This window comes from Myxococcaceae bacterium JPH2 (assembly GCA_016458225.1).
Taxonomy (GTDB): domain Bacteria; phylum Myxococcota; class Myxococcia; order Myxococcales; family Myxococcaceae; genus Citreicoccus.
Window position 1 is genome coordinate 69,662 of sequence record JAEMGR010000013.1, and the last position, 13,315, is coordinate 82,976.

At 69.6% G+C, this 13,315-nt stretch carries 11 protein-coding genes; 8 read left to right on the forward strand and 3 right to left on the reverse strand.

All coding sequences use genetic code 11. The annotated features are described in order from the left end of the window. The first annotated feature begins 130 nt into the window (after window positions 1-130). The 7 genes from JGU66_20715 to pcnB all read left to right on the forward strand — a co-directional run bounded on the left by JGU66_20715 (window position 131) and on the right by pcnB (window position 9,501). On the forward strand, window positions 131-961 hold the full coding sequence (locus tag JGU66_20715) for an outer membrane beta-barrel domain-containing protein (protein ID MBJ6763198.1): 831 nt from the start codon (window positions 131-133) through the stop codon (window positions 959-961). Next, the gene (locus JGU66_20720) at window positions 958-1,836 is read left to right on the forward strand and encodes an outer membrane beta-barrel domain-containing protein (protein ID MBJ6763199.1); all 879 of its coding nucleotides are present in this window, start codon (window positions 958-960) and stop codon (window positions 1,834-1,836) included. Before JGU66_20715 ends, JGU66_20720 begins: the two co-directional genes overlap by 4 nt. After that, window positions 1,836-3,905 carry an adventurous gliding motility protein GltC gene (gene gltC / locus JGU66_20725; protein ID MBJ6763200.1) on the forward strand — a complete coding sequence of 690 codons (2,070 nt, stop codon included), beginning with the start codon at window positions 1,836-1,838 and terminating at the stop codon, window positions 3,903-3,905. The genes JGU66_20720 and gltC overlap by 1 nt, the downstream gene beginning before the upstream one ends. Before the next feature lie 96 nt (window positions 3,906-4,001). Next, window positions 4,002-5,282, forward strand: coding sequence for an MFS transporter (locus JGU66_20730; protein MBJ6763201.1), 1,281 nt, complete (start codon window positions 4,002-4,004; stop codon window positions 5,280-5,282). Window positions 5,283-5,292: 10 nt separating this feature from the next. Next, the gene (gene plsX, locus JGU66_20735; protein ID MBJ6763202.1) at window positions 5,293-6,327 is read left to right on the forward strand and encodes a phosphate acyltransferase PlsX; all 1,035 of its coding nucleotides are present in this window, start codon (window positions 5,293-5,295) and stop codon (window positions 6,325-6,327) included. Then, window positions 6,324-7,367: a hypothetical protein gene (locus JGU66_20740; GenBank protein MBJ6763203.1), complete on the forward strand. Its 1,044-nt coding sequence runs from the start codon at window positions 6,324-6,326 to the stop codon at window positions 7,365-7,367. Before plsX ends, JGU66_20740 begins: the two co-directional genes overlap by 4 nt. 451 nt (window positions 7,368-7,818) lie before the next feature. After that, the gene (gene pcnB / locus JGU66_20745; protein MBJ6763204.1) at window positions 7,819-9,501 is read left to right on the forward strand and encodes a polynucleotide adenylyltransferase PcnB; all 1,683 of its coding nucleotides are present in this window, start codon (window positions 7,819-7,821) and stop codon (window positions 9,499-9,501) included. A 52-nt stretch (window positions 9,502-9,553) separates the two neighbouring features. Here the strand turns inward: pcnB and dinB are convergent, their stop codons facing one another. After that, window positions 9,554-10,756 carry a DNA polymerase IV gene (dinB, locus tag JGU66_20750; protein MBJ6763205.1) on the reverse strand — a complete coding sequence of 401 codons (1,203 nt, stop codon included), beginning with the start codon at window positions 10,754-10,756 and terminating at the stop codon, window positions 9,554-9,556. 42 nt (window positions 10,757-10,798) lie between these two features. On the opposite strand from dinB, the gene JGU66_20755 reads away from it, so the two are divergent. Further along, window positions 10,799-11,212 (forward strand): YjbQ family protein, encoded by a 414-nt coding sequence (locus tag JGU66_20755; protein ID MBJ6763206.1) that lies wholly within the window; start codon window positions 10,799-10,801, stop codon window positions 11,210-11,212. A gap of 4 nt (window positions 11,213-11,216) precedes the next feature. On the opposite strand, the gene JGU66_20760 is transcribed toward JGU66_20755, so the two are convergent. Together JGU66_20760 and JGU66_20765 are read right to left on the reverse strand one after the other, a co-directional pair. Beyond that, on the reverse strand, window positions 11,217-12,167 hold the full coding sequence (locus JGU66_20760) for an RluA family pseudouridine synthase (GenBank protein ID MBJ6763207.1): 951 nt from the start codon (window positions 12,165-12,167) through the stop codon (window positions 11,217-11,219). Next, complete coding sequence (locus JGU66_20765) at window positions 12,164-13,282, reverse strand: serine/threonine protein kinase (protein MBJ6763208.1); 1,119 nt, start codon at window positions 13,280-13,282, stop codon at window positions 12,164-12,166. Before JGU66_20765 ends, JGU66_20760 begins: the two co-directional genes overlap by 4 nt. Window positions 13,283-13,315 lie beyond the last annotated feature (33 nt).

A 13,315-nucleotide genomic window follows, 5' to 3' on the forward strand; every position in this document is an offset into this window, starting at 1 on the left:
CGAAGGGATACATCGCTTCCACGCACTGCGTGGCGGTTGATGGTTCGAGACACGGCCGATAGGATGCACAAACCAGAGTCACGCTGAACCCCGGTGGCAGTACGCCCCCTCCCCCACGGAGCCCCCGGACTTGAACCGCCCGACGCTGCTGCTCGCGCTGAGCCTGATGTGGCCCACGCTGGCCCTTGCCCAGAAGCCTCAAGAGGGCATGGGTCTCGACCTCACCGAGGACACCCAGGCCAAGCCTCAGGAAGACACCCCCGCCCCGCCTCCAGCTGAGGAGGCCCGACCCGCGACGACGCTCGCCAGCAGTACGACGGATGCGCCCGTGCCGGATGCTCCGCCGCCGCTCATCGACATCACCCAGGAGGACCGGGTGAAGAGCGTGCAGCGCAAGGTCTATCTGAAGAAGAACCGCTTCGAGCTTTCGCCGCTCGTGAGCATCTCCGTGAACGATCCGTTCTACTCCAAGGTGGGACTGTCGGTTCGCGGCGCGTGGTACCTGGCGGACACGCTGGCCTTGTCGGCGCGCGTCTCGCTCCTCCAAGTCGTTCCTTCCGATGACGTGCGCACCGCCAAGCGCACCTTCAACAGCAAGATCTACAACTCGGTGCCGGAGTGGTCTGGCATGGGAGACGTGGAGTGGGCGCCGCTGTACGGCAAGGTCGCCTTCCTCAACTCCATCCTCCACTTCGACGGGTACCTCCTGGGCGGCCTGGGCGTGGTGAAGACGGAGACGTCGTCGCTGCCGGGCCGGGGCCTCAACCCCGCGGCGGACCTGGGCCTGGGCATGCGGTTCGTGACCAAGGACTTCCTGGCCGTGAACGTGGCCCTCATCAACACCGCCTACGTGGATCAGCCGCTGGGCAGCAGCAAGGGCGCCATCCAGAACGTCATGACCCTCAACGCCGGCATCTCGATCTTCCTGCCGCTGCACTCGACGGGGAGGGACTCGGAATGAAGTCCGCCCTCCGCCTGCTGTTGTCATTGTGTCTGGTGCTCCCAGCGCTCTCGCGCGCCGCCGAGCCCGCGCCCGCCGCCAAGTCCGAGGGCTCCGACGCCAAGCCGGTGCCGGCCGCCGCGCGGCCCCCGGCGCCCATCGCCAACTCCGAGGACGAGGCCGGAGACGTGTCCGAGGTGGACAAGGACGCGCTCGGCCCTCTGCGCGAGCGCATCCGCCCGGTGTCCGGCCACATGTTCCTGAAGAAGGGGCGCTTCGAGTTCAGCCCCTCGGCCACGGTCACCATCCGCGACGCGTTCTTCAAGAAGTACATCTTCGGCGCCACGCTGACCTACCACCCGTTGGAGACGCTCGGCGTGAGCCTGCGCGCTGGCTACGCGCTCAACTCCGTGGCGGGCTCGGCGCAGATCTGCTCCTTCACCGAGGGGGCGGATGGCTCGCAGCGCGGCTGCCGCGCCCCGAGCAAGAGCGAGCTGAACGGGACAGCCCCCGGACAGCTCACGCTGATGGGCGGCGCGGACCTCCAGTGGGCCCCCATCTACGGCAAGCTGTCGCTGTTGGCGGAGAAGTTCGTCCACTTCGACATGTACGGCATCGTCGGTGCCTCCGTGGTGCAGTACCAGGGGCCCTACTTCCGCACGGAGAACGACTCCACGCCCGTCGACGTCGTGAGCAAGTCGTACCTCACGGGCGGCGGCAACGTGGGCGTCGGCCTGCGCTTCTTCTTCAATCGCTGGATGACGCTGCGCACCGAGGTGCGTGACCTCATCTACGTGGAGAAGGGCCGCGAGCCCACGCCCCACTACCTGCGCAACCAGCTGATGTTCGAGCTGGGTGTGTCCTTCTTCTTCCCCACTGCCCATCCCGAGTCATGATGAGCATCCACCGGCTCCTCCGCATCGCCGTCCTCGGGCTCGCGCTCGTGTGGGCGGCCCCCAGCCACGCGCAGAGCTTCGAGGGTCTGGACCTCGCCGGTCAGACCAAGAAGAAGAAGAAGCGCGGCGGCTCCTCCACCACCACCAGCGCGTCCGCGAAGAAGAAGGCCCCGCGCAAGACGCGCACGGCCAAGGGCAAGGGCAAGGTCGCTCCTCCTGAGCCGGACACCGCCACCGCCGAGAGCGCCGCGCCCGCAGCGGCGACGCCCTCCATCGCGACGCCCTCCGCCACGCCGTCGCCGGTAGCCCCGGCCGCGCCCGTGGTGGCCAAGCCCGCGCCCGTGACGCCTCCGCCCGCCACCGCGTCCTCCGGCAGCGGGGGACTCGGCCTGGACTTGACGAACGACACGCCCAAGCCCGCCGCGCCCACCATGACGTTCGATGCGGTGGACGTGTCCGGCAAGACGGCGGACCGCCAGCGCCTGGACGTGGCGGTGTCGCTCTTCAAGAACGACGAGTACGAGAAGTCCGCCATGGCGGCGCACGAGCTCTTGAAGGACCCCAAGCTCGCGGGCCTGCACACCGAGGCGCGCTACGTGCTCGCCAAGTCGCTCTACCGCATGGGGCTGTACCACTCGTCGCTCGGCGAGTTCTCGAAGATCCTCGCGGTGGGCCCGTCCACGCGGTTCTTCAAGTCGAGCCTGGAGTGGCTGTTCTTCATCAGCCGCAAGACGAAGAACGAGACGGTCATCCTGGATGAGATTGCCCGGTACGCGAACTACGAGTTCCCGGAGAAGTTCCGCAACGAGTTCCGCTACCTCTTGGCGCGCTACCACTTCGTGCGCGGACGCGCGCTGGACCAGGTGGGCCAGTACGCGGACGCGGACAAGAGCTTCGAGGAAGTGAAGCGGCTGGCCCTCACCATTCCGCGCACGGACACGTTCTTCGCGCGCGCCAAGTACCTGGAGGGCCTGGCGTACTTCCGCAACGGCGCGCGTTCCAAGGACGCCGCGGGCAAGCGCTCCAACAACGATGTGGTCGCGTCCGTGGAGGCGATGAAGGAGGTCGTTCGCCTCACCCGTCCGCAGGCGGGCCGCGTGGGCGAGCAGGCCAAGCTGGATCAGTCGCTGCGCGAGCTGGCCTTCATGCAGCTGGCGCGCACGCACTACGGCATGCAGCAGAACCGCTTCGCCATCTTCTATTTGAACAAGGTGGAGCGCGGGAACACGCAGTGGCTGGAGTCCCTCTTCGAGGCGAGCTGGGCCAACTACCGCATCGGCCAGTACGAGCAGGCGCTGGGCAACCTCATCACGCTCTCGTCGCCGTTCTTCCGCGAGGAGTACTTCCCGGAGGCGCTCATCCTCAAGGCGGTCATCTATTACGAGAACTGCCGCTACCGGGAGTCCAACCTCATCCTCCAGGACTTCGAGCGCACGTACCTGCCGGTGCATGACCAGCTGGACTCGCTCGTGAAGAAGAACATGGACGCCAGCGAGTACTACACGGTGCTCGCCGACGTGCAGAAGAAGAACAAGGACGGCCTGGAGAAGAACGGCACCGACGTCATCCTGGAGCGCATCCTCCGGCTGGCCCTCACGGACCAGGACCTGAAGAAGACGAACGACTCCATCCTCGAGCTGGAAGGTGAGATGGACCTGTTCTCCAACAAGGGCGACACCTTCAAGTACTCGGAGCTCACCAAGGAGCTGCTGGAGGGGCTGAAGGGGCAGCGCACGGGGCTCATCTCCAAGGCCGGCATCATGGCCAAGGGCAAGCTGGAGACGGAGCTGGGCTCGCTCAAGCAGTTGCTCGCCAACGGCCTGCGCATCAAGTTCGAGACGACGACGAAGGAGAAGGAGTTCCTGGAGGAGCAGCTCAAGGCCGGTGGCCGCACCGCCATCGTCAAGAAGTACAAGTTCTCGGTGGCCGTGGCGGACGATCAGCTCTACTGGCCGTACGAGGGTGAGTACTGGCGCGACGAGCTGGGCACGTACCAGTACACGCTCACCAAGGGCTGCATCGAGCGGGACACGGCCAACCGCAACATCCAGTCCGCCGAGGCGAACTAGCGCCTCGGGGCGAAGGGATGTCCTTCCCATCCGCCGGAGCGCCCGCGTGCGCTCCGGCGGTTTTCGCTTTCTGAAGGTCCGTGCGTGAAGGAGACGGTGGTGGCTCGGGTGGCGTCGTTGCGGGTGGTGTTCGGCATCGTGGCGCTGGACCTCATCGGGTTTGGCCTGCTGATTCCCCAGTTGGGGGTGTACGGGGTGAAGTACGGCGCCTCGCCCTTCACGGTGGGGTTGCTGGTCTCCGTCTACTCGCTGATGCAGCTGGTGGCGGCCCCGGTGCTGGGCCGGTGGTCGGACCGCTTCGGGCGGCGCCGCGTGCTGCTCTTGAGTCAGGTGGGCTCGCTCCTGGGCTACGTGCTGTTCGCCTTCGCGCACGCGCTTCCGCTCTTGTTCCTGTCGCGCGTCATCGACGGGTTGTCGGGCGGCAACATCTCCACGGCGCAGGCGGTGGTGGCGGACATCACGCCGCCGCACGAGCGGGCGCGGGGCATGGGGCTCATCGGCGCGGGCTTCGGGCTGGGCTTCGTGCTGGGGCCGGCGCTGGGCGGATTCCTGGGCGCGTGGGGCGGCAACCTCGCCATCGGCCTGTTCGCGGCGGCGCTCACCGCCATCAACCTGGCCTGCACGTGGCGCTTCCTGCCCGAGACGCGGGTGCCCGGGGCTCCGGGCGTGCCGGTGCGCTCGGCGAAGGGCGCGGCGTTGGCGTTGCGGCTGCCCGTGGTGGGGCGGTGCCTGCTCCTGGTGCTGCTGTTCAACACGGCCTTCGCGCAGATGGAGGGGACGTTCTCGGTCTACCTGCTGACGCGCTTCCTGTCGTCCGGGCCGGTCGCCTTGGCGGGTGGGTGGCTGCTCCATCCGGTGATGCCGGACGCCGCGGTGCTGCGCGAGGCGAGCCTGCGCGCCGGGTGGCTGTTCGCGCTCGTGGGCGTGCTGTCTGCCCTGGTGCAGGGCGGGCTGGTGCGGCGGCTGGTGGGTGGCAAGAAGGGACAGGGAGGGCGGGAGGCCCCGGTGGCCGTGGTGGGCTTCGGCCTGACGGCCGCGGGGCTCGGGCTGCTGCCGATGGCGACCTCCTACGTCGGGTTGTTCCCCATCATGGGACTGTTGGCGGTGGGCTCGGCGCTGGTGAATCCCTGCCTGTCCGCGCTCGTTTCGCTCTACGCGCCGGAGGACCGGCAGGGCGCCGCGCTGGGGGCGTATCAGGCCTTCGGCTCACTGGGCCGCATTCTGGGGCCCGCGCTGGGCGGCCTGCTGTTCACCCGGCTGGGGCCCGCGGCGCCCTACGGCACGGCGGCGGCGATGGTGGCGGTGGGCGGGGTGGTGGGGCTGACCCTGATGGCTCAGGTGCGAATGACGGGGGCGGGGCAGAGGCAAAGCTCGTAAGATGGGAGGCATGGTGGGCAAGCCGGAGCAGGTCACGATCGCATTCGACGTGATGGGGGGAGACTACGGGCCGACGGAGGTGGTGCGCGGTGCGGCCCAGCTCTCGCTGGAGTCGCCTCACATCCACACGCTGCTCGTGGGGGATCGCGCGCTCATCGATGAGGTGCTGGCGCAGACCAAGCACAACGGCGAGCGCCTCTCCATCCACCACGCCGCGGAGTACATCGGCATGGACGAAAAGCCGGGCGAGGCGCTGGCGCGCAAGCCCCAGGCCTCCGTGTCCGTGGCGGCGCGACTGGTGGCCGAGGGCGAGGCGCAGGCGCTGGTGTCCGCGGGCAACACGGGCGCGGGCGTGCTCGCGTGTGCCCGGCACTTCCAGCTCATCCCCGGCGTGCGGCGCGCGGCGCTGGCCACCGTGTACCCCACGCGGGGCGTGCGCGGTGAGAAGCAGGACCCGTTCAGCCTCATCCTCGACGTGGGCGCCACGGTGGAGGCCACCGCGGATGACCTGGTGGCGTTCGCGGTGATGGGCTCGGCCTACGCGCGCATCATCTCGCGCAACGAGCGGCCCAAGGTGGCGCTGCTCTCCAACGGCGTGGAGCCGCAGAAGGGCCCGCCCCGCGTGACGGAGGCGCATGCGAGGCTGCTCGCCATGCCCAACCTCAACTTCACGGGCAACGTGGAGGGCATCGACATTCCCAAGGGCACCGCGGACGTCATCGTCACCGACGGCTTCGTGGGCAACGTGTGCCTGAAGATGCTCGAGGGCGTGCACGACACGGTGATGGAGCTGGCCCAGTACGCCTACAAGGAGAGCCTGCGCTGGCGCGCGGGCCTGGCCATGCTGTCCAGCGGCATCCAGCGGCTCAAGGACATCACCGACTGGGAGCAGTACGGAGGCGCGCCCATCCTCGGGTTCGACCGCATCTTCATCAAGGCGCACGGCCGCTCGCGGGCGCGCGCCATCGCCAACGCGGGGAAGGTGGCGGCCAAGGCCGTGTCGCACGAACTGGGCACCGCCATCCGGGAGGGGCTCGAGCGGTGAGCCTGCCGGACCGCATCGATCCCCGGCCCCCTCGGCGCATCTACCGGTGGGACCTGGACAAGACGTACCTCCAGACGGAGTTCGAGTCGCTCCGGGACCTGGTGCGCACGGCGTTCCAGAAGGCCCACGAGAAGACGGCCGTCCCGGGCGCCAGCGCGCTCATCCGCGAGCTGGCGGCCAACGGGGACTCGCGGCTGTGCATCGTCTCGGGAAGTCCCAAGCAGATGCGCGCCGTGCTGGAGGAGAAGCTCAAGCTGGACGGCGTGCAGTGGGATGAGTTCGTCCTCAAGGACAACGTGGGTAACCTGCTGCGCGGGCGCTTCCGGGCGCTGCGGGGACAGGTGGGCTACAAGCTGCCCGCGATTCTCGAGAGCCGCGTCAACGCGCCCGTGGAGGCCGAGGAGGTGCTCTTCGGCGACGACGCGGAGGCGGACGCGTTCATCTACTCGCTCTACGCGGACCTCATCGCGGGCCGCGTGGATGAGCGCGTGCTGTCGCAGGTTCTGGAGGCGGGCGGGGTGTACCCGGACGACGTCACGCGGGTGCACGCGGCCTGGAAGAAGATTCCCGTCGCGGATCCGGTGCGCCGCATCTTCATCCACCTGGACCGGCTGACGCCGCCCGCGCACTTCACGCCGTACGGGCCTCGCGTAGTGCCCGTGTTCAACTACTTCCAGGCCGCGCTGGTGCTCCTGGCGGACGGACACCTCACGGCGCCCCAGGTGCTGAAGATCGCCGTGGAGATGGTGCAGACGGCGGGTCACAACATCATCACCCTGTCCAACTCGTTCCAGGACCTCCTACGCCGGGGCCTGCCCTTGCAGCAGGCGGCCATCGCGCTGTCGCAGGCGCTGGAGGGCCCCAACGCGCTGTTCAAGGCGATGCGGCCGGTGCCGGACATCCTCGCGGCCTTCAGCAAGCGGCTGGCCGCGCTGGGGACCCCTCCGCCGCCGCCGCCGGTCCAGGCCGTGGACTACGTGTCACTCATCTCCCACGCGCTGCCTCGCAACCACAAGGCGCGCACCAAGCCGGCGACGTGACCTGACGGGGCGGATGGCCCGCTGGCTGCCCGCTCCCCGAACAGGCGGGCCTCGGGGCGCGGGGCCGGCTGCAGAACGTTTCGCGTCTGGGAGGCGTTCACCCTGGGATGACCCGGGTCCTTTCCGCAGCCCTGTCCCCGACGTCCGCTCCGCTCGGAGCGGACGGGAGGGGCCCGTCTTCCCGGTTACCTGGCAGGTGGGCGGAGGCGGCCGCGCGCCGGATGGCGGGCCCCGGTCAACAATGTCTTCCTGCGCTACTCCCTTCCCGGGAGGATGCGGTATAGACGGCTGCCCTTGTAGCGCCCCGTTCGGGGCGTCCATGGCAATGACGCGAGACCCGACCGACACGCCGACAGACGGCGAACTGCCGCCAACCGCGCCCGAGAACGCTGCGCGCGGGGATGCCTCCTCCGAGGCGGCGGCGCTCGGCTCAGCGCGCGAGGTTCTTTCTATGTCTTCCCCCCTAGAACTCACGGGACACACGGAGTCGACCGAGGCGAGCGCGCCGACGGTCCCCGCGTCGCTCCCGGTCGAGAGTGAAACCCTGTCCTCCCATCCCCGAGACCCGGAAACCTCTGAACCCTCCCTCGCCGCCGACGCGGCGGATTCTGGTGAGGCGTTCGATGACGACGACACCGATGACGGCGACGACTCGGACCTGTCCGAGGATGGCGACGACGTCCTGCTCGCCCTGGGCGCCGAAGAAGAAGTCGCCGAGGTGGAGGCCGAGCCGGTCCCCGAGCCCGAGCCGGAGCCCGTCTCCTTCGAGCCCGAGTTGCAGGCCCCCACCACGACGCGCACCGGAGAGCCCGCGGAGATCGACCCGGACTCGCTGGACCCCGACGCGCTGAAGGTGGTGCTGCGGCTGCACCAGCACGGCCATCAGGCCTATCTGGTCGGCGGGTGCGTGCGCGACCTCCTGCTGGGTCGCAAGCCCAAGGACTTCGACGTGGCCACCAGCGCTCATCCGGGCGAGGTGCGCGCCATCTTCCGCAACTGCCGGCTGATTGGTCGTCGCTTCCGGCTGGCGCACGTCTACTTCAAGGGCGGGAAGATCATCGAGGTCTCCACCTTCCGCGCCAACCCGCTGGAGATGGAGGCGCCCGCCGTCGAGGAGGACAGCGAGGCCTCGCCGTCGGAAGACGACCTGCTGATTACGCACGACAACGTCTTCGGCACGGCGCAGCAGGACGCGCGCCGCCGCGACTTCACCATCAACGGCCTGTTCTACGACGTCAGCGAGGGACGGGTCATCGACTACGTCCGCGGCCGGCGCGACCTGGACGAGCGCTTCATCCGCACCATCGGCGACCCGGAGATTCGCATGCGCGAGGATCCGGTGCGCATCCTCCGCGCGGTGCGGTTCGCGGCCAAGCTGGACCTGGACATCGAGTCGCGCACCTACGCGGCGATGGAGGGCGCGGTGGAGGACCTGCCGCGCTGCGCTCCCGCGCGGCTGCTCGAGGAGACCTTCCGCCTCATCCGTGGCGGCGTCGCGGCCCCGGCGCTCAAGCTGCTCTCCGCGCTGGATGCGCTGAAGCTGCTGCTGCCCCCGCTGGACGCGTACCTCAAGCAGTACGGCAAGGAGGGGGAGACGACCTTCTACGCCTTCGCGGGGGCGTTGGATCGCCGACTGGCGGCGGGTGAGCCGCTGGATGACGCCATCCTCCTGGCCACGCTCCTGGTACCCATCAGCCGCGCGCAGCCGCCGGAGGAGTCGCAGGACGCGGGCCGTCCCTCCGTGGCGCACGTCATCGAGGAGCTGCTCGCGGGCTTCGTGCAGTCCGCGCGCCTTCCGCGCCGCATCGCGGAGCGGTGCCGCATGCTGCTCCTGGTGCAGCGCACGCTCTCCGGCGAGCGCCGCAAGAAGCCGGCTGCCTTCCGTCGCCACCCGCTCTTCAACGAGGCACTCGCCGTCTTCGAGATGACGGTGGAGGCCACGGGAGAGGGACGGGCGCAACTGGACGCGTGGAAGGCCGGCGAGGTTCCGCCGCCTCGCGCCGATGCCTCCGCCGCGTCCGCGGAAGGCGATGGCGCGGGCCGCAAGCGTCGCCGCCGTCGTCGCCGTCGCTCGGGGAGTGGTTCGGGCAAGGGCTCGGGCCCCGTGTCCGGTTCCGACGCCGGCGAAGCCTGAGCTTCACCGCCGAGGCTCCCTTCCGCTCGGGGAGGGGCCTCGGTGCTCGTGCTCAGCGACGAGGCTTGTCCACCGGTCGCTCGGAGCGGTGGGCCCCGTCGTCCGAGGCATCCGCTCCAGCGATGTCCGCCGTGGTGATGGCCTTGGTCCCGAAGCGGTCCGCGATGCGATCCAACACCGCGTTCAGCTTCGCGCTGCGCGGAGGCGCGGCGGGGAAGAGACCCAGCTGGGGCGGCTCCTCATCCAGCAGGACGCTCACGCCCGTGAGTCGCAGCGCGCGTCCTTCGTGCGAGCGCTCCAGGAGTTCCATCGCCGCGCGATAGAGGGCCTGACCGTCGTCGGTGGCCTCGCGCAGCGTGGTGCGCCGCGTGACGACCGTGAAGTCGCTGAACTTCAGCTTGAGCTGGATGACGCGCCCCTTCAGTCCCGCGCGACGCAACCGCCGCCCCACGCGCAACGCTTGCGCATGCACGTGCGGACGGAGCGCCTCCTGGCCCGTGAGGTCTTCGTCGAAGGTGTCCTCGGCGCCCACGCTGCGCGCCGCGCGGTCCGGCACCACGTCGCGCGCGTCGATGCCGTGGGACAGCTCCCACAGGTGTCGCCCGCTGCTGCCGAACCGACTGTCCAACCAGGCCGAGTCCTTGAGGGCCACGTCCCCAATGGTCTCCAGGCCCTCCTTCTTCAGCGCCTCTTCTGTCTTCGGCCCCACGCCCCACAGGCGTGACACGGGCAGGCCCGCGAGGAAGGCCACGGTCTCCTCGGAGCGCACCTCGCGCTGCCCGTTGGGCTTGGCGAGATCCGAGGCAATCTTCGCCACGAACTTCGCGTTCGCGATGCCCGCCGACGCTGGCAACCCCAGCTCCGTGGCGATCTCCTTGCGGATCCGCCGCGCAATCTCCGCGGGCGAGCCGAACAGCCCCACCGAGGCCGTCACGTCCAGGAACGCCTCGTCCAGGGACAGGGGCTCGATGAGCGGCGTGTAGCGCTCGAAGATGTTGAAGACGGCCTCGCTGGCCTCCGCGTAGGCGGGGAAGCGCGGCTTGACGACGATGGCGTGGGGCGCCTGCTTCATGGCTCGGGCCATGGGCATGGCGCTGCGCACGCCGAAGGGCCTGACTTCGTAGGACGCGGCGACCACCACCCCGCGCTGGGCATGTCCGCCGACGATGACGGGCTTGCCCCTCAGGGACGGGTTGTCCCGCTGCTCCACCGACGCATAGAACGCATCCATGTCCACGTGGATGATGGCTCGCATGACGTGGGTCACTGTAGCGGTCCCCTCTGACAGAGCGTCCTCATGAAGACCCTCACCGAGTATCTCTGGTTCGAGACGAAAGCGAGGCGCGAGCTGGTGCGCCTGACGGACACGGTGACGTCGCTGGTGCGCAAGAGCGGCATCCAGGAGGGCATGGTGCTCGTGTCCGCCATGCACATCACCGCGGGCATCTTCGTCAACGACGACGAGTCCGGTCTCCACGAGGACATCTGGGAGTGGCTCCAACACCTCGCCCCCGCGGGTCCTGACTATCGCCACCACCGCACCGGGGAGGACAACGGCGACGCGCATCTCAAGTCGCTGCTCGTCCACCACCAGGTCATCCTGCCCGTCACCGCGGGGAAGCTCGACCTGGGGCCCTGGCAGCAGGTGTTCTACGCCGAGTTCGACGGACAGCGCCGCAAGCGCGTCGTCGTCAAGGTGATGGGCGAGTAGCCCTTCAGGGGCGCGGCGTGGACTCGGGGAGCGTGAGGCCGTGGCGCTCCAGCTCCGCGCGCAGCTCGGCCGGCAGCGGGCTCTCCACGTTCAGCCGCTGCTGCGTCACCGGATGCGTCAGCTCGAGCGCGCGCGCGTGGAGGAAGAAGCGCGAGAGGCCCGGAGACTCACGACCGCCGTAGAGCGCGTCGCCGACGATGGGCGCGCCCACGCCCGCGAGGTGCGCGCGCACCTGGTGCAGCACGCCCGTGAGGATGCGCACCTCGACGAGGCTGTAGTCCCCCGAGCGCGCCAGCACGCGGAAGCGAGACAGGGCCTCGCGCGCGTCCTCGGCGCCGTGGGGCGCGGGCTCCACGCGGTCCGGATGGCGCGGGTGGTGGCGCAGCGGGACTTCAATCTCGCCCTCGTCCACCAGCGGGCCCGTCACCAGCGCCAGGTAGCGCTTGTCCACGGCGCGCTCGCTGAAGGCCTCGCGCACCGTGGTCCAGGCCTCGCGCGTGCGCGCGGCCACCTGCACCCCGGAGGTCTCCACGTCCAGGCGGTGACAGAGGCCGCCCTCGCGCGGAGACAGCGACGCCTGGGCGCACTCGGGATAGCGCGCGATGAGCGCGTTGGCCACGGTGCCCGTCTCGCCGGGCTGGAGCGGATGCGAGGGCCGACCCGCGGGCTTGTCCACGAACACGAGCGTGGCGTCCTCGTGCAGGACGACCAGGGGGAAGCCCTCGTCGGGCACGGCCTCGGGGGCGTCGGGCTCCACCACGACGGACACCTGCTGGCCGGCCGTGATGGTGAGGCCCTTCTTCGCGGGGCGCCCGTTGACGCGCACCGCGCCTGAATCGAACAGGCGCTTGAGGCGCGCACGGGACAGCCCGAGCGCCTCACCGACAAAGAGGTCGACCCGCTGGCCCGCCTTCTCGGCGTCCACGGTGAGGGTGTGCGTGGTGGGGGTGCTCACTCGGAGAGGGCCTCGTAGACTTCCTCGGCCGTCTGGAACCGATCGTCCGGCTCCTTGCGGATGAGGCGGTGGGCGACCCGCGCGAACTGAGGGTCCCCATGCAGGTTGAGCGCGAGCAGGGGTGGCGGCTCGGTCTCCAGGACCTGTCGCCACAGCTCGTGCGGTGTCTTGGCGTCGAACGGCGGACGCCCACCGAGCAGCTCGTACAGGATGACGCCCAGGCTGTACAGGTCCGCGCGACCATCCAGCGGCTCGCCGAGGATCTGCTCCGGCGCCATGTACCGGTAGGTGCCCACCAGCTTGCCGTCCGCGGTGATCTGCGCGTCGTCCGCGAGGAACTTCGCCAGGCCGAAGTCCATCAGTCGCACCTGGCGATCCTCATCCACCATGATGTTGGAGGGCTTGAGGTCGCGGTGCACCAGCCCGTGCCCGTGGATGTACGCGAGCGCCTCGCAGACCTGGAGCATGGCGTCCTTGAGGCGACCCAAGCGCTCGGGCCGGTTGAGGTCCTCCATGCGCGGCGCGGTGGGGACGGGGGCCTTCTTGGGCGCGGGCGCGGGACGCGGCGGATCCATCGAGTCATCGGAGTCCGACTCGGGGTGCGCGGCGTCGCCCTGGAAGCTGGCGAGGTCCTCGCTGGGAGACTCCTCCGCGAAGGCATCCAGGTTGAAGGTGCCCGGGAGGACGTCGTCGTCGGAGTCGTCGAAGGGCTCGCGATCGCTGTCGCTGCCGAAGTCGTCGTCGGCCGTGCGACGCACGGAGAGGGAGCGGCGGGGCGTGTGGCCGCTCGGTGGTGAGAGCAGCTCCGTGCCGCGCATCTCCAGGTAGGGCCGCAGCGTGAGGCCCTCGATGAGCTCCATGGCCAGGTACGGCCAGCCCTGATGGACGCCAGCGTCGAAGACCTTCACCACGTTGGGGTGGGAGAGGTCCGCGAGCGTCTCGAACTCGCGCGCCAGCCGTTGTGACGCGCGCGCGTCCAGCGCCGGGCCCGCTGACAACAGCTTCAGCGCGACCTCGTCGTTCGTGCGGCGGTCCAGGGCGCGATAGACGGTCCCGGCCCCGCCGCTGCCGAGCGTCTCCAGGACGTGGTAGGGGCCAATGGCCTTCGGGGGCATGGGGGGCAGGATCCTACGAACCCGGTCACGCCA